Annotated in this window: 21 protein-coding genes; 11 read left to right on the top strand and 10 right to left on the bottom strand. The window is 63.4% G+C overall.

Going from position 1 to position 23,459, the window contains the following annotated elements; all coding sequences use genetic code 11:
- Positions 1-50: 50 nt before the first annotated feature.
- The 3 genes from AC1Q6I_RS15680 (at position 51) to AC1Q6I_RS15670 (ending at position 3,380) form a co-directional block, all read left to right on the top strand.
- Positions 51-1,526, top strand: a complete 1,476-nt coding sequence (locus AC1Q6I_RS15680) for a benzaldehyde dehydrogenase (RefSeq protein WP_102623774.1) — start codon at positions 51-53, stop codon at positions 1,524-1,526.
- 57 nt (positions 1,527-1,583) lie between these two features.
- Positions 1,584-2,351 (top strand): coniferyl-alcohol dehydrogenase, encoded by a 768-nt coding sequence (locus AC1Q6I_RS15675; protein WP_102623775.1) that lies wholly within the window; start codon positions 1,584-1,586, stop codon positions 2,349-2,351.
- Between the two features lie 81 nt (positions 2,352-2,432).
- The gene (locus AC1Q6I_RS15670) at positions 2,433-3,380 is read left to right on the top strand and encodes a SphA family protein (protein WP_069076180.1); all 948 of its coding nucleotides are present in this window, start codon (positions 2,433-2,435) and stop codon (positions 3,378-3,380) included.
- Here AC1Q6I_RS15670 and mhpT read toward each other — a convergent pair.
- The gene (mhpT, locus tag AC1Q6I_RS15665; RefSeq protein ID WP_102623776.1) at positions 3,377-4,606 is read right to left on the bottom strand and encodes a 3-(3-hydroxy-phenyl)propionate transporter MhpT; all 1,230 of its coding nucleotides are present in this window, start codon (positions 4,604-4,606) and stop codon (positions 3,377-3,379) included. The two genes, AC1Q6I_RS15670 and mhpT, sit on opposite strands and share 4 nt — an antisense overlap.
- Positions 4,607-4,911: 305 nt before the next feature.
- On the opposite strand from mhpT, the gene AC1Q6I_RS15660 reads away from it, so the two are divergent.
- Positions 4,912-6,228 carry an OprD family porin gene (locus tag AC1Q6I_RS15660; RefSeq protein ID WP_081329207.1) on the top strand — a complete coding sequence of 439 codons (1,317 nt, stop codon included), beginning with the start codon at positions 4,912-4,914 and terminating at the stop codon, positions 6,226-6,228.
- A 5-nt stretch (positions 6,229-6,233) separates the two neighbouring features.
- On the opposite strand, the gene AC1Q6I_RS15655 is transcribed toward AC1Q6I_RS15660, so the two are convergent.
- The gene (locus tag AC1Q6I_RS15655; protein WP_024074615.1) at positions 6,234-6,722 is read right to left on the bottom strand and encodes a MarR family winged helix-turn-helix transcriptional regulator; all 489 of its coding nucleotides are present in this window, start codon (positions 6,720-6,722) and stop codon (positions 6,234-6,236) included.
- 213 nt (positions 6,723-6,935) lie between these two features.
- Here AC1Q6I_RS15655 and AC1Q6I_RS15650 point away from each other — a divergent pair, with 213 nt between their 5' ends.
- The 6 genes from AC1Q6I_RS15650 (at position 6,936) to AC1Q6I_RS15625 (ending at position 15,013) form a co-directional block, all read left to right on the top strand.
- Positions 6,936-7,766: a p-hydroxycinnamoyl CoA hydratase/lyase gene (locus AC1Q6I_RS15650; RefSeq protein WP_010567568.1), complete on the top strand. Its 831-nt coding sequence runs from the start codon at positions 6,936-6,938 to the stop codon at positions 7,764-7,766.
- A gap of 76 nt (positions 7,767-7,842) precedes the next feature.
- Complete coding sequence (locus tag AC1Q6I_RS15645; RefSeq protein ID WP_024074616.1) at positions 7,843-9,291, top strand: aldehyde dehydrogenase; 1,449 nt, start codon at positions 7,843-7,845, stop codon at positions 9,289-9,291.
- A 62-nt stretch (positions 9,292-9,353) separates the two neighbouring features.
- Positions 9,354-11,228 (top strand): feruloyl-CoA synthase, encoded by a 1,875-nt coding sequence (locus AC1Q6I_RS15640; protein WP_024074617.1) that lies wholly within the window; start codon positions 9,354-9,356, stop codon positions 11,226-11,228.
- On the top strand, positions 11,225-12,466 hold the full coding sequence (locus AC1Q6I_RS15635; RefSeq protein ID WP_024074618.1) for a thiolase family protein: 1,242 nt from the start codon (positions 11,225-11,227) through the stop codon (positions 12,464-12,466). The genes AC1Q6I_RS15640 and AC1Q6I_RS15635 overlap by 4 nt, the downstream gene beginning before the upstream one ends.
- A 35-nt stretch (positions 12,467-12,501) precedes the next feature.
- Positions 12,502-14,244 (top strand): acyl-CoA dehydrogenase, encoded by a 1,743-nt coding sequence (locus tag AC1Q6I_RS15630; protein WP_102623777.1) that lies wholly within the window; start codon positions 12,502-12,504, stop codon positions 14,242-14,244.
- 55 nt (positions 14,245-14,299) lie between these two features.
- Positions 14,300-15,013, top strand: a complete 714-nt coding sequence (locus AC1Q6I_RS15625; protein WP_024074620.1) for a GntR family transcriptional regulator — start codon at positions 14,300-14,302, stop codon at positions 15,011-15,013.
- A gap of 6 nt (positions 15,014-15,019) precedes the next feature.
- Here the strand turns inward: AC1Q6I_RS15625 and AC1Q6I_RS15620 are convergent, their stop codons facing one another.
- The 8 genes from AC1Q6I_RS15620 to AC1Q6I_RS15585 all read right to left on the bottom strand — a co-directional run bounded on the left by AC1Q6I_RS15620 (position 15,020) and on the right by AC1Q6I_RS15585 (position 22,378).
- The gene (locus AC1Q6I_RS15620) at positions 15,020-15,970 is read right to left on the bottom strand and encodes a PDR/VanB family oxidoreductase (RefSeq protein ID WP_102623778.1); all 951 of its coding nucleotides are present in this window, start codon (positions 15,968-15,970) and stop codon (positions 15,020-15,022) included.
- Between the two features lie 28 nt (positions 15,971-15,998).
- Positions 15,999-17,060: a Rieske 2Fe-2S domain-containing protein gene (locus tag AC1Q6I_RS15615; RefSeq protein WP_102623779.1), complete on the bottom strand. Its 1,062-nt coding sequence runs from the start codon at positions 17,058-17,060 to the stop codon at positions 15,999-16,001.
- A 173-nt stretch (positions 17,061-17,233) separates the two neighbouring features.
- Positions 17,234-18,004 carry an SDR family oxidoreductase gene (locus AC1Q6I_RS15610; RefSeq protein WP_024074623.1) on the bottom strand — a complete coding sequence of 257 codons (771 nt, stop codon included), beginning with the start codon at positions 18,002-18,004 and terminating at the stop codon, positions 17,234-17,236.
- Positions 17,997-18,797: an SDR family NAD(P)-dependent oxidoreductase gene (locus tag AC1Q6I_RS15605; RefSeq protein ID WP_024074624.1), complete on the bottom strand. Its 801-nt coding sequence runs from the start codon at positions 18,795-18,797 to the stop codon at positions 17,997-17,999. Before AC1Q6I_RS15605 ends, AC1Q6I_RS15610 begins: the two co-directional genes overlap by 8 nt.
- Positions 18,790-19,611 (bottom strand): molybdenum cofactor biosynthesis F family protein, encoded by an 822-nt coding sequence (locus AC1Q6I_RS15600; RefSeq protein ID WP_102623780.1) that lies wholly within the window; start codon positions 19,609-19,611, stop codon positions 18,790-18,792. Before AC1Q6I_RS15600 ends, AC1Q6I_RS15605 begins: the two co-directional genes overlap by 8 nt.
- A gap of 86 nt (positions 19,612-19,697) precedes the next feature.
- The gene (locus AC1Q6I_RS15595) at positions 19,698-20,357 is read right to left on the bottom strand and encodes a response regulator transcription factor (protein ID WP_102623781.1); all 660 of its coding nucleotides are present in this window, start codon (positions 20,355-20,357) and stop codon (positions 19,698-19,700) included.
- A 56-nt stretch (positions 20,358-20,413) separates the two neighbouring features.
- A complete protein-coding gene (locus AC1Q6I_RS15590) occupies positions 20,414-20,779 on the bottom strand; it encodes a cupin domain-containing protein (protein ID WP_024074627.1) in 366 nt (121 codons plus the stop codon).
- Between the two features lie 300 nt (positions 20,780-21,079).
- The gene (locus AC1Q6I_RS15585) at positions 21,080-22,378 is read right to left on the bottom strand and encodes an NAD(P)/FAD-dependent oxidoreductase (RefSeq protein WP_024074628.1); all 1,299 of its coding nucleotides are present in this window, start codon (positions 22,376-22,378) and stop codon (positions 21,080-21,082) included.
- A gap of 593 nt (positions 22,379-22,971) precedes the next feature.
- On the opposite strand from AC1Q6I_RS15585, the gene AC1Q6I_RS15580 reads away from it, so the two are divergent.
- Positions 22,972-23,459, top strand: a 488-nt coding sequence (locus AC1Q6I_RS15580; protein WP_492618399.1) for a helix-turn-helix domain-containing protein, incomplete at its 3' end; no start/stop codon positions are given.

Raw genomic sequence — 23,459 nt, 5'->3', positions numbered from 1 at the left:
GCGTTTGCACCGTGTGCAGGCGATGACAATTACAAGAACCGGGAGTTGCCATGTCAGTGTCTGAAACCACCCATTTTCTACAGCGGGCCCTTGAGTCCGAATGCCTGTTCAACGGCGATTGGAGACCCGCTTCGGGAGCCGTGAGCGCGGTGATCGAACCGGCCACCGGCGAGCCGTTGATGCAGTGCGCCATGGCCAACCCAGCCGATATCGCCATCGCTTGCCGGAGTGCGGCCCTGGCGCAGCCGGCCTGGGCCGCCCTCGGCCCACGGGAACGCGCCGAGGTGTTTCGCAAGGCGGCGGACCTGGCTCAGCAGGCCTTTGCCGAACTGGCGCTGTACGTCGCGCGGGAAACCGGCGGCGCGCTGTTCAAGGGCGAACACGAGGTGCGCGAGGCCATTGTGCTGCTGCATCAGGCGGCGGGGCTATTGTCCCAACCCCATGGGCTGGTGCTGCCCAGTGCGGCCGGTCGCCTGTCGTACGCCCGGCGTCAGCCCCATGGCGTGGTCGGGGTGATTTCACCGTTCAATTTCCCCCTGGTGCTGTCGCTGCGCTCGGTGGCGCCGGCCCTGGCTGCGGGGAATGCGGTGGTGCTCAAGCCGGATCCACAGACGCCGGTCAGCGGTGGTTTTATCATCGCCCGGCTGTTTGAAGAGGCGGGTTTGCCCAAGGGGCTGTTGCACGTATTGCCCGGTGCCGCGCCGGCGGGTGAAGCGCTGTGTCGCGACCCGAATGTGCGGATGATCGCGTTCACCGGTTCCACGGCGGCCGGGCGCAAAGTCGCCGAGGTGGCCGGGCGGCACCTGAAAAAGGTCGCGCTGGAACTGGGCGGCAAAAACCCCCTGATCGTTCTTGAAGACGCTGATCTGGACCTGGCCGCGAGCAACGCAGCCTGGGGCGCCTGGCTGCACCAGGGGCAGATCTGCATGGCGACCGGCTTGATTCTCGCCCATGAATCCATCGCCGAACGCCTCACGCGCAAGTTGGTGGACAAGGCCCGGGCGCTGACCGTGGGCAATGCCGCGCGAGGTGAAGCCGCACTTGGTCCGTTGATCAACCAACGGCAATTGCAGCGCGTACACGAGATTGTCAGCGACAGCCTGCAGGCCGGCGCGCGGTTGGAGGCGGGCGGCGAATACGACCGGTTGTTCTACCAGCCCACCGTACTCAGTGGTGTGCGTCCAGGCATGCGCGCCTTCGAGGATGAAATTTTCGGCCCGGTGGCGACGGTCGTCAGTTTTACCACCGACGAGGAGGCCATCGAACTGGCCAACCGCACCGAGTACGGCCTCTCGGCGGCCATCATCTCGCCGTCGGTCGGGCGCGCCATGGCCATCGGCGAGCGGCTCGACTGCGGCCTGCTGCACATCAACGACCAGACCGTGGCCGACGAATGCATCAACCCTTTCGGTGGGCGCGGTGCCTCCGGCAATGGCGGCAGCGTGGGCGGGCCGGCCGACTGGGACGAGTACAGCCAGTGGCAATGGGTCACGGTGAAAAATACGCCGCCGACCTATCCCTTCTGAGCCCCGGCCCATGGGGTTGAAACACGCATGCCTATACAAAAACAAGAGGGCTTGAACATGAACCTGCACAACAAAACCTTGATCGTCACCGGTGTCGCTTCCGGCATTGGCGCCGAGCTGGCACGGCTCGCGCGTTTCCAGGGGGCGACGGTGATCGGTGTCGATCGCCATGCACCGCAACTGACCCTGGATGGCTTCTTCCAGGCCGACCTGGGCGATCCGGCCAGCATCGATGCGCTGGTGGCGCGCCTGCCGGCGCGCGTCGATGGGCTGTGCAACATCGCCGGCGTGCCCGGTACGGCGCCGGTGCAAACGGTGGCCGAGGTCAATTACCTGGGGTTGCGGCATCTCACCCAAACGCTGCTGCCACGCATGCCGGCGGGCGGCAGCATCGTCAATGTCGCCTCGGTCCTCGGTGCGCAATGGCCGCAACGCCTGGAACTGCACAAGGCCCTGGCCGCGACGCACAGCTTCGAGGCCGGGCAGCAGTGGCTGGCGGCCAATCCGGTGGAGCAGGCCAGCTGTTACCAGTACTTCAAGGAAGCGCTGATCGTGTGGAGCTTCCAGCAATCCCAAGGCTGGTTTCGCGATCACTCGGTACGTATCAACTGCGTCGCGCCGGGGCCGGTGTTCACCCCGATTCTCGGCGATTTCGTCAGCATGCTCGGGCCGGAGCGGGTGGCCGCGGACAACCAGCGCATGACCCGCCCGGCCCTGGCCGATGAGGTGGCCGCGGTGATCGCCTTCCTCTGCTCGGACGCTGCGCGCTGGGTCAACGGGGTCAACCTGCCGGTGGATGGTGGGTTGGCGGCGACCTACGTGTAAAGGTTGCAACGGCGGTAAACCCCGGTGCGGATCCACCGTGCCGGGGGTCTTGAACAACAACAAAAATACAGGACATACAAGATGCTCAAGCCTATCTTGCGGGCGGTTGCGGCCATGACTTTTGTCGCACTGACATCGACTGCACACGCTTACGATTTGCCCGGACTCAACCTGGGCAGCACCAGTTTCTACGACGGCTCACCTGCGCCGGCCGGCCCGGGCTGGTACCTGGAGGAATACCTGACGTACTCCCGGGCCAGCCGCTTCAATGATGCCAACGGCCACAAGCTGGCATTGCCCAAGCAGGACCTGGAGGTGGTGGCGCCTACCACCCAGATCATCTACCTCGGCCAACCCCTGGCCAATGGTGCGATGCCGGGGTTCACCCTGATCAACACCTCCCTGGCCCACGTGGATGTCGACGATGGGTTGAACAATGCGGCGCTGAGTTCGCGGGCTGGCTTTGGTGATGTGATTGTGGGGCCCTTCCTGCAACTGCCGACCCTGAGCCGCGCCGATGGCAGCCCACTGCTGACCCAACGTGTCGAAGCCGATATCTCGGTGCCGGTGGGGGCCTATGACCGCAAGCGCTCGATCAACCCCGGCAGCAATTTCTGGTCATTCAACCCGTATTACGCGGCGACGTACTGGTTCAACCCGCAGTGGTCGGCGAGCGGGCGTTTCATGTACCTGTGGAATGGCAAGAATGATGACCCGCAGGCCGGCTTTGGGGATGTTTCCGATACCCAGGCCGGCCAGGCGTTGCATGCCAACCTGACGCTGCAATATGCCTTGAGCCAGCAACTGAGCGTGGGGGTGAACGGCTACTGGTTGAAGCAGATCACCGACACCAAGGTCGATGGGCACGCCGTGAGCGGGCGTCGGGAGAAGGTCTGGGCCGTGGGCCCAGGCCTGGTCTATGCCTTCAACAAGGAGAACGTGCTATCGGTGAACGCTTACTTCGAGCAGCAGGCTGAGAACCGTACGCAGGGCAACAAGCTGGTGCTCAACTGGCTGCACAAGTTCTAGGCCTTGGTGTGCCCGGCCGCTGCCGGGGTGGGCAGGTTCAGTGGCGCCGTACGCACCATCACACTGATGATGGTCAGTGCGGCGATCACTACGCCGGGGGAGGTCGCCAGCAGTACCCCGGCGGTGCCGGCGCCAGCGGCGAGCAGTTGCCCGGCCGCCAGCGGCCCGGCTACCGAACCCAGGCGGCCGACGGCCACCGCTGCACCGACACCGGTGGCACGCACCGAGGTGGGGTAGGAGGGCGGTGCCGACGCGTACAGCACCAACTGCGCGGCCATGACGAACAGGCCGGCGGCAAACCCGGCAATGGCCATGGGCACGATGCCCACCGACAACCCGACCCCTGCCAACGCCGCCAGCAACCCGGCATACACGGACAGCACCACTTTGACGGCGTTGCACCGGTCCAGCAGCACGCCACCGAGCAGCGAACCCAGGGCGCCGCCGATATTGAAGAGCATCTGCACAATGCCCGCCTGGGGTTTGCTGAAACCTTGCTCCAGCAACAGCGACGGCAGCCAGTTCAGCAGCATGTACATCACGGTCAGGGTGAAGAAGTAGCTGAGCCACAAGGCCAGTGTGGTGCGGGCGCGACCTTCGCCGAACAGCGCCTGGCCGGTGGAGGGGCGGGCGCCGGGGGTGTTGTCGCGCTGTTGGCGAAAGGCGGTGGATTCAGGCAGCAACAGGATCATCAACGGCACGGCGAGCAAGGGGGCCAGGCCGCCGATGATGAAGGTGGTCTGCCAGTGTTCACTGGAAAACATCGCCACCACGGCCGCCAATGCGCCCCCCAACGGTACGCCGCAGTACATGACGCTGATGGCGGTACCACGGTTGCGTTCGCTGACCGCTTCGGCGCACAGCGCGATCAGGTTGGGCAGCGCGGCGCCCAGCCCCAGGCCGGTGAGAAAACGCACCAACAGCAGGTTCGGGTAGCTTTCCACAAACGCAGTGCTCAGGGAGAACAGGCCGAACAGCAGCACGGCGATCACCAGGATTTTCTTGCGCCCGATGCGGTCAGCGACCCAACCACCGAAGAACGCCCCCGGCAGCAGGCCAATGATCCCGATGCTGAATACCCAGCCGAGCATCTTCGGGTCCAGGGCAAAACTCTGGCGCAATCCTGCGGCAGCGGTTCCGGCGGCCTGCAGATCGAACCCCTCGATCAGCGCAACGATAAAGCACAACGCGATAGTCAGCGTCGAACGACGCGATGGACTGTCCATGGGCAAACCTCATTGTTTTTGTTGTGGTGGCAAGCACGAATGGCTGCTGGTGATTAAGATAACAAAGATAACTAAAAAATGAATGGCGGATGAAAATTGCCAAAATAAATAAATAAGTACTTTAAATACAGGTAGTTGTGGTTCGTATCTGTGCTCGACTTAAAAATAGATATCTTTATTAATGTTCGATTATCGGTCATTCGCAGTTGACGAGCAGCGTCGGCTGTTTCCATTCTTTGTTCGCCAAGCCCAGTGGGCCGAGCCTGTGCCACCCCAAAAACAACAACAAAAAATGGACAACGAACATGCCAGAACTCCCTATGGAAGACGCTGTAGCCGTCGCCCGTGTGCCGAACAACCCTGCGTGCCTGCTCATGGCGTTGCTGGCCTTGAGCGTGCTGCCCACCCCGCTTTGGGCGGCAGGCTTTGTCGACGACAGCCACGGCACGTTGACCCTGCGCAATTACTACCTGGACCGCGACTACAAGGACGACGGTGCGAAGACCGCCGCGCGGGAATGGGCCCAGGCATTTATCGTCAACCTGGAGTCGGGATATACCCCAGGCCCGCTGGGTTTTGGCCTGGATGTCCGCGGTCTGATGGGGGTCAAGCTCGACTCGTCGCCGGACCGCAGCGGCACCGAGTTGTTGCCGGTGTCGGCCAGTGACAAGCGTGCCGCCGATGAATACTCGCGCCTGGCACCGACCGCCAAGTTGCGGTTTGCACAAACCACCGTAAAGACCGGCGACGTATCGATCTTCCTGCCGTTCGCCTTTGCCAGCCCCTCGCGCCTGTTGCCGCAAACCTTTCGCGGCACCACCTTGAGCTCCAAGGACATCGATGGCCTGACCCTCAATACCGGCTACATCGACCGCATCAACAAGCGCGATTCCACCGACTACCAGGCCATGACCATCGCCTCGCCCAACCGGCGTTTCAACCCCACCGCCACCACCTCGCACCTGGCGTACGTGGGCGGTGATTACCAGGTCAACAAAGACCTCAGCCTGCGCGTCTATCACTCGCAAATCGCGGACCTCTACCAGCAGGACACCCTGGCGCTGCTGCACAATCTGCCCGTGGGCGATGGCGTGCTCACCAGCGACCTGCGTAGTTTCTTCAGTCGCGAGGACGGCAGCGCCAAGGCGGGCAACGTGGATAACCGCAACCTCTCGGCGTTATTCGGCTACCGCCTGGGCGGTCACCGATTCAGCCTGGGCTACATGCATTCCAGTGGGCAGACGGCCACGCCCTATATCTCCGGCACCGAGCTGATGGGCATGAGTGAGCTGACCATGAGTTCGGACTTTCTCAATGCCAAGGAGCGCACGTGGCAAGCGATCTACGACTATGACTTCGCGGCATCCGGCCTGCCTGGGCTGAAGAGCCGGCTGCGGTATGTGCGTGGCGACAACATCGAACTGGCAGCGTTCAACGCCGAGGATCGCAAGGAGCGCGAGTTCCAGATGGAGCTGGGCTACGTGATCCAGAGCGGCCCGCTGAAGAACGTCGGGTTGATGGCGCGCAAGTCGATCTACCGCAATGACTTCCCAGGCGGCGCGGCCTTTCGCGATGAAAACCAGACCCGGTTCCTGGTGCTCTACACCGTGGCGCTCTGGTAAGCCGGTCAGTCCTGATAGACCTTCTTCAGCAAGCGCAGCAGCTCTTCACGTTCCTGGCCGTCGAGGGCGGCCGTGGCGTCGAGGTCGCTCTGGGCGGCAATGTCCTTGAGCTCCTTGAGCAGGGTTTCGCCGGTCTTGCTGAGGAAGATCCCGTAGGAACGCTTGTCCGGCTTGCAACGCACTCGCACCGCGAGCGCACGGCTTTCCAGCTTGTTCAGCAACGGCACCACCTGGGGCGGCTCGATGGCCAGGGCGCGAGCCAGGTCGGCCTGCATCAGGCCAGGGTTCTGCTCGATGATCGCCAGGGCCGAGAACTGGGCGGGGCGCAGGTCGTGGTCGGAAAGACGGCCAATCAGGTTCTGGAACAACTTGAGCTGGGCGCGACGCATGGCGTAACCGATCAGGTCGTCCAGGGCCGAATCCATTGGCACGCGTGCCTCGTTGGGATCAGGCAGGGCCTGGCTGGCGTCGGCGAGGTTGGAAGGCTTGGCCATTAACAGTGCAATCCTCAGAAGGTGGAGGTTAAGAAGGCTATCTAGTTTGCCGAGGTTGGAGCGCCATGGCTATGCCGGCTTTTCATAACGCCCGCACAGCGTAGGTTTTACAGCGGAAAAATATTGGTTATGCGGATTAATAGTTAATTGACATAACTATATTTGCGGTTTAATTTCGAATCATCTTCAAACCCAGAACAAGAGCGTACCGCCATGAGCAATTACGAAGGCCGTTGGACCACCGTCAAGGTTGAGATCGAAGAAGGCATTGCCTGGGTCATTCTCAATCGTCCGGAAAAGCGCAACGCCATGAGCCCGACCCTGAACCGGGAAATGATCGACGTGCTGGAAACCCTCGAGCAGGACCCTGCCGCCGGCGTGCTGGTGTTGACCGGTGCCGGCGAAGCCTGGACCGCTGGCATGGACCTCAAGGAGTACTTTCGCGAGGTGGACGCCGGCCCGGAAATCCTCCAGGAGAAAATCCGCCGCGAAGCCTCGCAATGGCAATGGAAATTGCTGCGCATGTACGCCAAGCCCACCATCGCCATGGTCAATGGCTGGTGCTTCGGTGGCGGCTTCAGCCCACTGGTGGCCTGCGACCTGGCGATCTGCGCCGACGAAGCCACTTTCGGCCTCTCGGAAATCAACTGGGGTATCCCGCCGGGCAACCTGGTGAGCAAAGCCATGGCCGACACCGTGGGCCATCGCCAATCGCTGTACTACATCATGACCGGCAAGACGTTTGGCGGGCAGAAAGCCGCCGAAATGGGCCTGGTCAACGAAAGCGTGCCCCTGGCCCAACTGCGCGAAGTGACCATTGAGCTGGCGCGCAACCTGCTGGAGAAAAACCCGGTGGTGCTGCGTGCCGCCAAGCATGGCTTCAAGCGCTGCCGCGAACTGACCTGGGAGCAGAACGAGGATTACCTCTACGCCAAGCTCGATCAGTCGCGCCTGCTCGACACCGAAGGTGGCCGCGAGCAGGGCATGAAGCAGTTCCTTGACGACAAGAGCATCAAGCCTGGCCTGCAGGCGTATAAACGCTGAAGGGCGCGGCCACCTGGCCGCGCCGTTGTACCCTGCTTGAACGTATTCCCGATAAAGACAATAAAGAGGAATCACCATGCTGGACGTGCCCCTGTTGATCGGCGGCCAGGCGTGCCCCGCCCGTGACGGTCGAACCTTCGAACGCCGCAACCCGGTGACCGGTGAAGTGGTCTCGCGGGTTGCCGCCGCGACCCTGGAAGATGCCGATGCCGCCGTAGCGGCCGCTCACGCCGCGTTCCCCGCGTGGGCGGCGCTGGCGCCCAACGAACGCCGCACACGCTTGCTCAAGGCTGCCGAGCAATTGCAGGCGCGCAGCGCCGAATTCATTGCCGCCGCCGGCGAGACCGGCGCCATGGCCAACTGGTATGGCTTCAACGTGCGCCTGGCGGCCAACATGCTGCGCGAAGCCGCGTCGATGACCACCCAGATCACCGGTGAGGTGATCCCTTCCGATGTGCCCGGCAGCTTCGCCATGGCCTTGCGTCAGCCGTGCGGCGTGGTGCTGGGCATTGCGCCGTGGAATGCCCCGGTGATCCTCGCCACCCGTGCCATCGCCATGCCGCTGGCCTGCGGCAATACCGTGGTGCTCAAGGCCTCGGAGCTGAGCCCGGCGGTGCACCGCCTGATCGGCCAGGTGTTGCAGGATGCCGGCCTGGGTGACGGCGTGGTCAACGTCATCAGCAATGCCCCGGCGGATGCCGCGGCGATTGTCGCGCGGCTGATCGCCAACCCGGCCGTGCGCCGGGTCAACTTTACCGGCTCGACCCATGTGGGGCGGATTGTCGGCGAGCTCTCGGCGCGTCACCTCAAGCCGGCCTTGCTGGAGTTGGGTGGCAAGGCGCCGTTGCTGGTGCTCGACGACGCCGACCTCGACGCTGCGGTCGCGGCGGCGGCCTTTGGGGCTTATTTCAACCAGGGCCAGATTTGCATGTCCACCGAACGCCTGATTGTCGATGCCAAGGTCGCCGATGCGTTCACCGCCAAGCTGGCGGCCAAGGTCGCGACCCTGCGCGCAGGTGACCCCGCTGCGCCGGATTCGGTACTGGGTTCGCTGGTGGACGCCAGCGCCGGCACACGCATCAAGGCGCTGATCGACGATGCCCTGGCCAAGGGCGCACGCCTGGTGACGGGCGGTCAGCTGGAGGGCAGCATCCTGCAGCCGACCCTGATCGATGGCGTTACCGAACACATGCGCTTGTACCGCGAAGAATCCTTCGGCCCGGTGGCGGTGCTGCTGCGCGGTGACGGTGATGAAGCCTTGCTGCGCCTGGCCAACGATTCCGAGTTCGGCCTTTCGGCGGCGATCTTCAGCCGTGACACCGGGCGTGCACTAGCCCTGGCGCAACGGGTCGAGTCGGGCATTTGCCATATCAACGGCCCGACCGTGCATGACGAGGCGCAGATGCCGTTCGGTGGCGTCAAATCCAGCGGCTACGGCAGCTTTGGCGGCAAGGCCTCGATCGAGCACTTCACGCAATTGCGCTGGGTGACCTTGCAGAACGGGCCGCGGCATTACCCGATCTGAGCAGGCGTCGCGACATAACAATAACGAGGCGGCTTTGATCCGCCTTGCTGGAGGACACCCTTGTGAGTTCCGAATTCAGACCGCAACCCCAGCCCGCACCGCGCTACCGCGAGGTCTCCATCGGCCACGCACCGGTGGCGGTCACTGAAGAACACGGCGTGCTGCATATGCGCTCCCTGGAGCCCCTGGCCGAGTTGCCAGCGCGCCTGCTCGATCGCCTGGTGCATTGGGCCCAAGTGCGCCCCGAGCAGACATTTATCGCGGCGCGCCAGGCCGGCGCTGATTGGCGCCGGGTCAGCTACCGGGAAATGCTCGACAGCGTGCGCGCGATTGCCCAGGGCCTGTTGAACTATGGGCTCTCGGCGGATAAACCGTTGGCACTGTTGTCGGGCAACGACATCGAGCATTTGCAGGTGGCGCTCGGCGCGATGTACGCCGGTATTCCCTACTGCCCGGTATCGCCGGCCTATTCGTTGCTGTCCCAGGATTTCGCCAAGCTGCGCCATGTCTGTGGCTTGCTGCAGCCAGGGCTGGTGTTCGTCAGCGACGCGGCGGCTTACCAGCGCGCCATCGACGCCGTCTTGCCGGCCGAGACCCCGCTGATCAGCGTGCGCGGCCATGTGCCTGGACGCACTCAGGTCAGCTTCGCCAGCCTGCTGCAAACGCCGGGCGGCGCCGAAGCCGACGCGGCGTTCCAGGCCACCGGCCCCGACAGCATCGCCAAGTTCCTGTTCACCTCGGGCTCGACCAAATTGCCCAAGGCGGTGATTACCACCCAGCGCATGCTCTGTGCCAACCAGCAAATGCTGTTGCAGACCTTTCCAGTGTTCGGCGAAGAACCGCCAGTGCTGGTGGACTGGCTGCCGTGGAACCACACGTTCGGCGGCAGCCACAACGTCGGCATTGTGCTCTACAACGGCGGCACCTTTTACCTCGATGATGGCAAGCCCACGGCCCAGGGCTTTGCTGAGACCCTGCGCAACCTCAAGGAGGTTTCGCCCACGGCCTATTTGACGGTGCCCAAGGGTTGGGAAGAACTGGTCAACGCCCTGGAACAGGACGCCGAGTTGCGCGAGCGTTTTTTTGCGCGCATGAAACTGTTTTTCTTCGCTGCCGCCGGCCTTTCGCAAAGTGTCTGGGACCGCCTTGACCGCGTGGCCGAGCTGCACTGTGGTGAACGCATCCGCATGATGGCCGGGCTGGGCATGACCGAAGCCGCACCATCCTGCACCTTCACCACCGGGCCACTGTCCATGGCCGGTTATATCGGTTTGCCCGCGCCGGGCTGCGAGGTACGCCTGGTGCCGGTGGACGGCAAGTTCGAAGGGCGCTTTCGCGGGCCGCACATCATGCCGGGGTACTGGCGCGCCCCCCAGCAAACCGCCGAGGTCTTCGACCAGCAGGGTTTTTATTGCTCGGGGGATGCAATCAAGCTGGCCGACCCGAATCAGCCGCAACTGGGGCTGATGTTCGACGGGCGAATTGCCGAGGATTTCAAGCTGTCCTCCGGGGTGTTTGTCAGCGTCGGTCCGTTGCGCAATCGCGCGGTACTCGAAGGCTCGCCCTTGGTGCAGGACCTGGTGGTTGCGGCGCCGGACCGCGAATGCCTGGGCGCCCTGGTATTCCCCCGGCTCTACGAGTGCCGTCGGCTGGCGGGGCTGGACGCGGCCGCCAGCGACGCCGAAGTGCTCGCCAGCGCGCCGGTGCGCCAGTGGTTCGGCGAGTGGCTGCAGCGCCTCAACCGCGAGGCCACCGGCAATGCCAGTCGCCTGGAATGGATTGCCCTGCTCGACGAGCCCGCGTCCATCGACCGTGGGGAAATCACCGACAAAGGCTCGATCAACCAGCGTGCGGTACTGCAATGGCGCGCGGCCAAGGTCGAGGCGTTGTATCGCGGTGAAGACGCGTCGATCCTGCGCGCCGAGCGCCAGCCTTGAACCGCGTCGGGCAGTACTCGGCGTTTGCCGACGTGGCGATTTTCGAGGCAGTGCGCACGCCATGGGTGGACCTGGGCGGAGCACTGTCCCAGGTGTCGCCCATCGACCTTGGGATCAAGGTCGGCCGTGAAGTGCTGGCCCGCGCCGGCATCGACCCCTTGGCAGTGGACAGCGTACTGGCCGGCTCCATGGCCCAGGCCAGCTTCGATGCCTACTTGCTGCCACGGCATATCGGCTTGTACAGCGGTGTGGCGCAAGCGGTCCCGGCACTGGGGGTGCAGCGCATCTGCGCCACCGGTTTCGAGCTGTTGCGCCAGGCCGCTGAACAACTGCGCGACGAGGTGCAACTGGCGTTGTGCGTGGCCAGTGAGTCCATGTCGCGCAACCCGATTGCGGCCTACACCCACCGGGATGGGTTTCGTCTCGGTGGCGAGGTGCAATTCAAGGATTTCCTCTGGGAGGCCCTGTACGACCCGGCCCCGGGCCTGGACATGATCGCCACCGCCGACAACCTGGCGCGCCGTTATGGCCTGAGCCGCGAGGCCGTGGACCGTCACGCCTGCGACAGCCATCAGCGTGCCTTGCAGGCGCAACGTGACGGCGCCTGGGCGGAAGAAATCGTCACGGTCGACAACCAGGTGTTCGAGCTTGAGGGGTACCAGCCCAGGGGCATCAGCCTCGCGCGCTGGGCCGGTGCCGTCAGCGTCGACAGCCACCCACGACCCACCGACCTTGCGGCCCTGGCGCGCTTGCGCACCGTGCATCCAGACGGCGTGCAAACCGCCGGCAACAGTTGCGCGGTGGTCGATGGCGCGGCGGCGGCGCTGGTGGGGCGCGCCTCGGCCTGTACGCATCCGCCCCTGGCCCGGCTGCTGGCCAGCGCGGTGGTCGGTGTGGCCCCCGAGTTCATGGGCATCGGCCCGGCACCGGCGATCCGCCTGTTGCTGCAACGCAGCGGGTTGAACCTGGGCGACATCGACCGCTTCGAGATCAACGAAGCCCAGGCCGCCCAAGTACTGGCGGTGGCCCATGAACTGGAGCTGGACAGCACCCGCCTCAACGTCCAGGGCGGCTCGCTTGCGCTGGGGCATCCACTGGCCGCCACCGGCCTGCGCCTGGTGATGACCCTGGCCCGGCAACTGCGCCAGCACAACCTGCGCTACGGGATTGCCTCGGCGTGTGTGGGCGGCGGGCAGGGCATGGCGTTGCTGATCGAGAACCCTACCTATCGCGCTTGAGTGCGCGATTCTTTTTTTGTCGATGAGGTGTCCCGATGTGGAGCTATGAGGCGCCCCTGCGCGATATGCAATTTGTCCTTGAACACTGGTTGCAGGCGCCCGATACCTGGCAGCGCAACCCGGCGTTCGCGGCCCTGGATCTGCCGCTGGCGGTACAAGTGCTGGAGGAGGCGGCACGCTTCAGCCAGGGCGTGCTGGCGCCGTTGAACGGCCACGGTGATCGCCAGGGCTGCCGCTGGCAGGCGGGCCAGGTCAGCACCCCGGACGGCTTCGTCGCGGCCTATCGCGCCTATGTCGAGGGCGGATGGCCGGCGCTGGCGTGTGCCGAGGAGCAGGGCGGGCAGGGCTTGCCGCAATTGCTCGACGCGGCGCTGCAAGAGATGCTCTACGCCAGCAACCATGCCTGGGCCATGTACACCGGGATCGCCCATGGCGCCTACCTGTGCCTCAAGGCCCACGCTGCTCCGTGGTTGCAGGCGCGCTACCTGCCCGACATTGTCAGTGGCCAGGCCTTGCCCACCATGTGCCTGACCGAGCCCCAGGCCGGCAGCGATGTCGGCTTGCTGCGCTGTCGTGCTGAACCCCAGGCAGATGGCAGTTATCGCCTCAGCGGCAGCAAGCTGTTTATCTCCGGCGGCGAGCACGACCTCACGGCCAATATCCTGCACCTGGTGCTGGCGCGCCTGCCCGATGCGCCGCCGGGCAGTCGAGGGATTTCGCTGTTCCTGGTGCCCAAGCAACTGGACGATGGCCAGGCCAATGGCGTGCACTGCGATGGCATCGAACACAAGATGGGCATCAAGGGCAGTGCCACCTGCTCCCTGGTGTTCGACGCCGCCCAAGGCTGGCTGATCGGCGACGTCAATCGCGGCCTGGCGGCGATGTTCGTGATGATGAACTCGGCGCGCCTGCATGTGGGCCTGCAAGGCCTGGGGCATGTCGAGGCCGCTTGGCAGAACGCCCGGCAATACGCCGCCGAACGCGTGCAGATGCGCGCGCCGTCAAGGCCGGAAGAAGTGGCGGCCCAGGCGGCTGATCCGATCCGTTATCACCCGGCCATGCGCCGCGTGTTGCTGGAGTTGCGCGCCACCAGCGAGGGGATGCGCGCGATTGGCTATTGGGCCGCGCACCTGCTTGATCAGGCCGAGCATGACCCGCACTCGTCGGCCGCCCAGTTGGCGCCGTTGCTGACGCCGATCATCAAGGCGTTTTTCACCGAACAGGGCTTTCGCCAGGCCAGCCATGCGCTGCAGGTGTTCGGCGGTTACGGCTACGTCACCGAGTTCGCCATCGAGCAAACCCTGCGCGACAGCCGCATCGCGATGATCTATGAGGGCAGCAACGAGATCCAGGCCAATGACCTGCTGCTGCGCAAGGTGCTGGCGGATGAGGGCCGCGCCTTCGGCCTGCTGCTGGCCGAGTTGCGCACGGAAGCCGCGCAGGGCGGGGAGTGCGGCGAGTGTGCCGGTTTTGCCCAGGCACTGGGCAGCCTGTGTGACGCGTTGGCGAGTGTGGTCGAGGCCATCGGTGAACGAGCGCTGGATGACAGCGAGTACCCCTATCGGGCCGCGCCGGACTTTCTCCAGTTATGTGGCGTGGCGCTGCTGGCCTTTGCCTGGGCGCGGGCCGCACGGGTCTCCAGGGCACTGCCCGAAGACGATCCATTGCGAGCCGCCAAGCTGCAAAGCGCCGGGTTCTTTTTCGATTACCTGCCGTCGCGTTTGGCGCAGCACCTCGGGGCAATCGACGGCGCGCGCGCAGCGCTGGCGTTCGTCTGACGGCGCCGGGCGCTTGCGGTACTATGGCGACTCACGTTTTCTGGAAGTTGCCTGGATGAGTAAACCCGGTCAATTGGTGCTGGTTGCACTGCGCAAGATGATCGCCAGCGGGGAGTTGGCGGCGGGGGAGCGCCTGATGGAGATTCCCACGGCGCAGCGGTTCGGTGTGTCGCGCATGCCCGTGCGCATGGCGTTTCGTACCCTCGAACAGGAAGGGTTGCTGGTGCCGTTCGGCGGGCGTGGGTATCAGGTCCGTTCGGTCAGCCCGGACGACATTGCCGGCGCCGTCGAAGTGCGTGGCGTGCTTGAGGGCCTGGCGGCGCGTCAAACCGCCGAGCGCGGTTTATCTGCTGCGGCGCGCGCGACACTGGAGCGCTGCCTGGTGGAAGGCGACCAACTGTTCGACAAGGGCTACGTGACTGAAGACGACCTGGAGGTCTATCACGACCTGAACATGCGCTTTCACCACGTCATCGTCGAAGGCAGCCATAACCCGGCGATCGCCGACGCCCTGGCACGCAACGATCACCTGCCTTTCGCGTCGGTGACCGCGCTGGCGGTGGATCGCGAGGACATGGCCCGCGAATACCGGCGCTTCAACTATGCCCACATGCAACACCACTCGGTCTTTGATGCCCTGGTCAATCGCCAGGGCGCGCGGGCCGAAGCCATCATGCGCGAGCACGCCAATGCGACCTTGCGCTATGCCGAGATCTTCAGCTCGGCCACCGCCGACGCGCGCATGAAGGTGATTTTGCCCGCGTCGTGACACCTGTCAGATATCGAGCACCAGCAGCGCGGTCTTCGCGCGTGAGCAGCAGGGCGTGAACTGATCATTCAACGCCTGTTCCTGCTCGGTGAGGAACAGGTCGCGGTGTTCCGGTATGCCTTCCAGCACGCGGGTCAGGCAGGTGCCGCAAATGCCTTGTTCGCACGACACGGCAATCTCGATACCGTGGCTTTCCAGGACCTGGACCACCGTCTTGTCGGCCGGGATTTCGAAGACCTGGCCGCTGCTGGCGACTTTCACCGAAAAGCCCCCGTCGAGGCTGCTGTCCACCGGCGCCGCGGTGAAGTATTCGCGGTGCAGGCATGCCTCCTGCCAGCCCTGGGCCCGAGCGCTGTCGAGCACATGCTGCATAAAACCGCCGGGGCCGCACACATACAGGTGGACGTTGGCTTCGGGCGCTGCCAGTACCTGGGCGGCATTCAAGGCCGTGTGGGGCTGCTCATCGAAATGCAGGAACACCCGCTCGGCAAATGGCGATGTTTTCAGACGCTGCACAAACGCCGCGCGGTCTTCGGCGCGGGCACAATAATGCAATTCGAAGTCGGCACCCGCGTGAGCCAGGCGCTCGGCCATGCACAGGATCGGGGTGATGCCGATGCCACCGGCAAACAGCAGGCTGCGCCGCGCGTCGTGGGCCAGGGGAAACAGGTTGCGTGGTTCGCTGATGGTCAGGTGTGTGCCCTCGTGCACCTGTTCGTGCAGGCTGCGCGAGCCGCCCCGGGAAGCCGGGTCCTTGAGCACACCGATCAGGTAGCGATGGCGTTCTTCAGGGTGATTGCACAGCGAATACTGGCGCACCTGTCCATCCGGCAGGTGCACGTCGATATGCGCGCCGGCACTGAAGGCCGGCAGCGGTTTGCCGTCGACGCTGGCCAGTTCGTAGCTGCAAATATCCTGGGCTTCGTTGTTGCGCGATACCACCACCACATCGATCATCTTCAGTCCTCGCAAGGGGTTGTGCCGTTCAGGCGGTGGTCGTGGCGATCAGTTGCGGTTCGAGGGCGCGTTCCCTGGCGATCAGTCGCTCCAGGATCTTGCGTGACTGCACGCCGCCGGCATCGATATTCAGTTTGAGCAGGTTGCGCGTCGGGTGGGCCAGCAGGTTCTGTTGCTGGCGTTCAAGCATCTCCAGGTCTTCGCTGAAAATCTTGCCCTGGCCTTCGCGAATACTGGCGGTCAGTGCTTCATCGTGGGGGTTGAAGTTGCGCGCCATGCCCCAGAAATACCAGATGGAGGTCTCGGTTTGCGGGGTGATGAAGTCGACCACGATGCTTGCCGCCTTGTGCTCGGGCGCGGCGTGGTAGCCGCCCTTGCCGGCGTGGGCCACGCCGACTTCGATGAGCACATGGCTGGGTGGGGTGAAGCGGCAGATCTGCCAGCGGTCCACCGGCACGTCATCGGCCAGGTTATTGCCGCGCAGGGCCATGCGCCAGAACGGCGGGGCCATGATGTTTTCCATATGCCGCGCGGTGACCACTTCGTCGCCTTCGACCGTGGTGACAGGTGGCGCTTCGTCGATTTCCTTCTGGCCGATGCTGGAGGCGTGGACGTAGGTTTCGTGGGTCAGGTCCATCAGGTTGTCGATCATCAGGCGGTAGTCGCACTGGATATCGAACAGCCCGCCGCCATAGGCCCATTCATCACTCACCGCCCATTCCAGATGATGGATCAGTGCCGGATCGGCCTGGGCCTGATCGCCGGGCCACACCCAGATGAAGCCGTAGCGTTCGACGGCGGCGAACGTCTTGTTGCAGGGAAAGCCGCGCACCCGCTGGCCGGGCATTTCCACGGTCTTGCCATCGCCGCCCATGACCAGGCCGTGGTAGCCGCAGACCAGATTGCCGTTTTCCACATAGCCCAGCGAGAGCGGCGCACCGCGATGGGGGCAGAAGTCCTCGACCGCCACGACGGCGCCTTCCAGCCCACGATAAAACACCATTTTTTCACCGCAGATCTGTCGACCCAACGGCTTTTGCGCGATTTCATCGGGGGTGCAGGCAACATACCAAGTGTTCTTGGGGTACATGGCGACTCTCCAGGCGAGTGATTATTCTTATTTAATGGATCCATTAAATGAGTGCTCGAATGGAGAGTCAATCTTGAATCGCTTTTTATCGGGCGATTATCGATCATTTTTTAAGCTATTGGATCCACTGGTCGGCGTTCATCACTGCCTTGAGTTGTTCGGCAAACGCTGTTTCATTTCACTTCAGGCAACGTAGAGCCCCCATCCACCACCAGGGTTTGCCCGGTGATGTAAGCCGCCAGGTCAGACGCCAGGAACAGCATGGCCCCGGCAATATCCTGAGGGGCGCCGAGCCGTCCCAGTGGGACTCGGCCGGTGATGTCGGCGTTGACCTGCGCGTCGCCAAGGTTGTCCATGGCCGGCGTGGCGATCATCCCCGGCTCGACACCGTTGACGCGCACCTGGTAGGTGGCCAGTTCCAGTGCGGCGTTGCGAATGAAACCATTCACCCCGGCCTTTGAGGCTGCGTAATGGCTGAGCCCTGGGTAGGCGACCCTTGGCCCGGTGACCGATGAAGTGACCAGCACGCAGCCACCCCCTTGGCGCTGAAACATGGGCAGGGCTGCCTGAGTCAACCAGAACAGCGCCGAAAGATTGACTGCCAGTGTGCGTTCCAGCATGGACGGGGTGATCTGCGCGAACGCTGTCAACGGAAAGTAGCCGGCGTTGTGCACCAGGATATCCAGGCGTCCCCAGCGTCGTTCTATCTCCCCAACCAACTCGAACACCGCTGCCGCATCGGCCATATCAACGCCTGTGGCCTCGACTCGGCACGCGTGTGCCGTCAGCTCTGCGGCCAGCGCCTGGGCTTGCGTGACGCGCAGGTCGGCGATCATCACCCGCGCGCCACGCCAGGCGAACGCTTCGACGATGGCGCGGCCGATACCCTGCGCCCCACCGGTCACCAGTACCGTCTTTGCGCTGAAATCCAATGCTTCATGCATGTGTGTGCTCCAGGCGGGCATAGGCCAGCGTCGGTACATCGACAATGCTCGAACCGCCATCGGCGACGACGCTCGCACCGGTGATGATCGAGGCGTCGGGGCCGGCCAGGAAGCGGCATACCCTGGCGATTTCTTCTGCGCTGGCCGGGCGCCGCAACGGCACATCGGCACATACGCGTGCGTAGGCTTGTTGCAGTGTTTCGCCATGGAAATTCATCAATGGCTGCATTTCTTCGTCAGCCATCGGTGTGGTGACCCAGCCTGGGCACACCGCGTTGACGCGCACCCCACGTGGCCCGTAGTCGCGGGCCAGGGAGCGATTGAGCCCGAGCAGTGCGTGCTTGGCGGTGGTGTAGCCGCACACGTCGGGGCCGGCGGCCAACGAGGCGAGGGAGCCGAGGAGAACGATGTTGCCGGCACTGGCGATCAGCAGCGGCAGGCAGGCCCGGGCGCTGTAGAACGCGCTGTCCAGGTTGCTGCGCAACGCGGCTTCCCAACTCGACGGGCGGGTCTCGGTGGCGCTGCCCAGGCCATGCCCGCCGGCGCAGGCCAGCAGCACATCGAGGCGACCGTAGTGGGCTTGAATCTGCGCGATAAACCCCTCCCAGGTGTCTGGGCAGGCGGCATCGCCCACCAGGATCAGGCCTCCGGTTGTCTGCGCAACCTGCTCCAGGAGCGCGCGCCGACGGCCGATCAACACCAGGTTGGCACCTTCGGCGGCGTACAGGCGGGCGCAGGCGGCACCGATGCCCGTGCCGGCACCGGTGATGACGACGGTACGTGGATCAGGCATCGGGATACTCCGTGCGGTTCAGGACCTGGCAGTAGGAACTGACCGGGAAATTGGACAGGGCGTCGAAGGACGCACCGGCATACCCGAAGATCTTGCCGTCGCTGCGGTGCTGTTGCAGGTCGATCAACACCAGGCCGAGGGTCGGAATGATCTTTTCGCGCCAGACGAACAGGTACAGTTGATCGGCAATCTTGTAGGCGTGGCAGCGGTCGGTATCGCACAGGCCTTGCTCGACGCCCTTGAGGCACTGCCAGGCATAGAACTGATCGTTCAGATAGACGTGTTCGTACACTTCGCTGGGGCTATAGCGATACAGGTTGCGCAAGCCCGTCAGTTCCTGGGTGGGCCCGTGGGGGCACAGGCCTGCCTGCCAGGGCTGATCCAGGCTGCCGTGCAGGAACTCCACTTCAACCGAGGTCAGGGCCTTGCCGGCCAGGGCGCGACTGTACAAACCTTCTTCGGTTTGCGCGCGGTCCGGCAGGCGGCCGATCACGGCGGTGAACGACGACGTGGTGGTATCCAGCACCAGGCTGATCGACCAGGCCTGAGCGGCTTCGTGCTTGATGAAATCGACCAGATACAGGCCGGGGCGCACGGACGTGGCGCGGTACACGGCCGAGCCGCTGGAATGACCGTCGGCGGCGTTCCAGTGCAGGGCCTCGGTGTCAAAACGATGTTCGATCTGCCAGCCGTTGGCGAAGTTCAGCGTGAAGGTCCTGCCGCTGAGGTCGGCAAGGTTGGGCAGGATAAATGCGTCGGGGGCAAAACCGTCGGCGAGGGCGCCTACGGTGATCCAGTTGGATAGTGTGGCCATTGCATGACTCCGGTTGATGGAATAAACAACCCGGATCATGGGGTGGCGCGCGAGGCTCGCCTATCAACCGAAGGGTTGAGGCTGTTTTAGAGAAACAGCGCGGCGACCAGTTCGGTACGGCTGCTGACGCCCGTCTTGCGGAACAGGTGGATCAGGTGGGTCTTGATGGTGGGCAGGCCGACATCCAGCTCCAGGGCCAGTTGCTTGTTGCTCGCGCCCTGACGCAACAACCAGGCAATCTGGCGCTCCTTGGGCGTGAGCCCGGCCAGTGCATCGTCGCAGGGTTGCATATTGGCCACCGCCATTTGCAACAAGGCCTGCAAGGCGTTGAGCTGAGTCAGTTGGTCGGTGGTGAACACCCCTTGCTCCGCCGTGCGCAGCAAGGAGATAGCCGCCTGAGGCTGGTCGGCGCGATGGGCGACGATCTCCACCACATCGACCACGCCGTAGCGTTGCAGGAAGTCTTGATAGCGGCGGCTGTCACGTAGCGGCTGGCGGGCCATGGCGAAAACCAGCGGTACCACCGCCAGCCCGCTGGACAGGCAATTGCGCGGTTGCAACGGGTCGAATTGGCGGTAGTTGTCGAGGTAGTCGCGATGCATCTCACCGCTCATGCCTTGCAGCCTGAAATCATGCGCTTGCAACTGGCGGTCGACGCAATAGAACGCTGCCTGGCTGGCGGGCACCAGTTGAGTGAACGCCTTCAGGCAATGGCCGGCGACTTCCTGAGCGGGGATGGCGTGCATGGTCGGTCACCTGGTTGGAAGAAACGCTGCCGGCCGAAGCCGGCAGAGGGGGGCGATCAGGCTACCGCGAAATAGTGCTTCACAAAACTCTCGCTCACCACCTCCCACAGCACCGGCGTGCCCTTGGTCACGAACCAGCTGTCGCCGGCCTTGTAGCGGGTGCTCTGGCCGGTGCTTTCGTCGGTCAAGACCACTTCGCCGGTGACCACCGTGGCTTGCTCGGCGAACGGGTAGGTCATCCGGAACTTGCCTTGGGTGGTGCCGAAATAGGCGCTGCTGACGGGGTCGGTGGGGGCACCGAAGGTCATTTTGCCAAAGGCCTTGACCTCACCTTCGAGGATCTCGGAGCCCAGGTCGGCAACCGTGCCCCAGGCATCCAGGTCCGACAGTTGGACATCTTTCTTGAGGGTGGTAACGGGCATGGCGGTTCTCCTGTGAATGAAAAAGGGGGCTTAACGGCTAATGCCAGTCAAGAGATAGAACGGGCAAACAGTCACCTGTGGCGAGCGAGCTTGTTGTGGCGAGCGGGCTTGCCCCGCGTTGGGCTGCGAAGCAGCCCCAATAAGGCCGCCGCATTTCTCCTGGTGGAACCGGGAGACTGGTTTTAGGGCCGCTACGCGCCCCAACGCGGGGCAAGCCCGCTCGCCACAACAAGCCCGTTCGCCACAGTAAGTCCGCTTGCCACAGTTACAGTGTTCCTCCTTGACTGACGGGCATCAGGCTCAACGGCGACCGTTGAAATAGCCTGATAGTTGATGAAGGCTTTTGCCGGCTGTCAGCAGCAACGGGCGTATGTGGTCCTTGCCCAGAATCTGCGCATGCTTGACCGAGCTGATCAGGTCGTAGCGCGAAGAGCCTTCGCTCATGCCTTCGGCCAATACCTTGCAGATGATGTGGCTCGGGGTGACCCCGAAGCCCGCGTAGCCCTGCACATAAAAGGCATTGGGGCGCCCGCTGAGCGTGCCGATCTGCGGGAACAAGTTGGCCCCGGTCGCCATCGGCCCGCCCCACGCCAGGTCGATTTTCACGTCCTTGAGGTACGGGAAAATCTTCAGCATCAGGTTGCGGTTCCAGGCTTTGAGGTCCAGCGGAATGTGCTCGACAAAAGGCGTGGCGGCACCAAACAGCAGGCGGTTTTCGTTGGTGACCCGGTAGTAGTCGATCACCGGTCGAATGTCGCTGTAGGCGCCGCGTATCGGGCTGATTCGGCGGATCATCTCGTCCGACAGCGGTTCGGTCATCAACTGGAAGGCGTAGGTGTTTAGGGTGGTCTTGTGCAGCTCGGGTTCCAGTTTGTTGAGGAAGCTGTCGCAGGCCCACAACAATTTGGAGGCTTTCACCGAGCCCCGGCCTGTGCGCACGGTGATGCGCTCGCCATAGCTGACTTCCAGGGCCGGGCTGTGTTCATAGATACGCACGCCGTGTCCGACCAGCGCCTTGGCTTCGCCCAGCAACAGATTCAGTGAGTGAACATGCCCGCCGCCCATGTGCAACAGCGCGCTGCTGTAAGCGTCGGAACCGATGATCTGCTTGACCTCGGACCCCGCCATAAAGCGGATTTCGTCCTGGGTATTGATCGACTTGAAGTCCTTCTCCCAGGCGCGCAGGGTTTTTTCCTGGCGGGCGTTGAAGCCCATATAGCCATAGCCGTGGCAGAAGTCTGCGTCGATCGAGTACTTGGCGATGCGATCCTTGATGATGCCAGCACCTAGCTCGCTGATTTCAAAGATCTCGCGCAGCCCTTGCTCGCCCACCTGCTGCTTGATTTTCTCCAGGTCGTGGCCGATCCCCGCCATGATCTGGCCACCGTTGCGGCCCGTGCCGCCGAAGCCCAGGTAGCGGGCTTCCAGCACCACGATATTGGTGATGCCTTTTTCGGCGAGTTCGAGTGCGGTATTGATCCCCGAAAAACCACCGCCAATCACCACGACATCCGCTTCCACGTCCTGCTCGAGTGTGGGGAAGCTGAGGTTGTATTTCTTGGTCGCCGAATAATAGGTAGGCGTTTCAATATTGATCATGGCGCAGCCTGGAAAAGTGAAAGAAAACTCGCTGCAGAGCCGACGGGAGGCTCTGTTCCGCTCAGGTGCTATTAAGTCCCTTCCGAGCGGCAGATGTCTTGACGCTGTGTGCCGCCAGTCTTGACCGTGGCTGCCACCATCAACCATGAATCCGGCCTGGCAGTAAAGCTGCACACAGCAATCGATTGTCGATCGCTGACTGATTGCCCCCCCTGTCCAAGTCGCGCAAACGTATTCACGATGCGAAGCGAGCCGCTCTCGCTCTCGCTCTCGCTCTCGCTCTTGATCTTGATCTTGATCTTGATCTCAAGCGCCCCGTTAAACCACGCTGGCCGCAATCCGATATTGATTTGGGGGGTAAACCGGCAGGGATGCCGGTTTAGCCGCCCTGCGCCATGGATGGCGCGTGGCGGCGGCCCCCCAAATCAATGTCGGATTGCGGGCACACCGAGCCTGAGCGAGGTGCCGAGTGGTGGGGCAAAGCGTTTTTGGTTACTTTTGGCGCTCTTCTGTATGGACCGGACACATGGTTGACGGGTGTGCGGGGACATGGTGGACACTTTTCGGCGAGCCAATTTCGCCGGAAAGCCATCATGCCCTGGGACACGAGAGATACCATGAGCCTGAAAGAAGAGTTTGTTGCCTTAGCAGGGCAACCCGGCAGCAACAAACGAGAACTATGCCGACGGTTCGGTATCAGTCCGCAGACGGCTTACAAGTGGCTTAACCGCTACGCGACGCTCGGCCATTCAGGGCTGCAAGATAAATCCCGAAAACCGGCTACCAGCCCCAAGCTGACCACGCCGGCCCTGGAAGCGCAGGTCATAGCGCTCAGACAAGACCATCCAGCATGGGGTGGGCGCACGATCAGCAGCCTCTTGAAAAAGCAGATTGCTCCCAGCACCGTTACCAATGTCCTGCACCGGCACGGGCTGATTCAGCCGACTACGAAGGAGCAAGAGGCAAAGCTGAGGTTTGAACACGAGGCGCCCAACAATCTTTGGCAGATGGATTTCAAAGGGCATTTCCCGACGCAAGAAGGCAGATGCCATCCCCTGACTTTACTGGACGACCATTCACG

Source organism: Pseudomonas sp. MPR-R2A5, assembly GCF_058793055.1.
The sequence above is the reverse complement of the archived record's forward strand: the minus strand, read 5'-3'. Positions and strand labels throughout refer to the sequence as shown.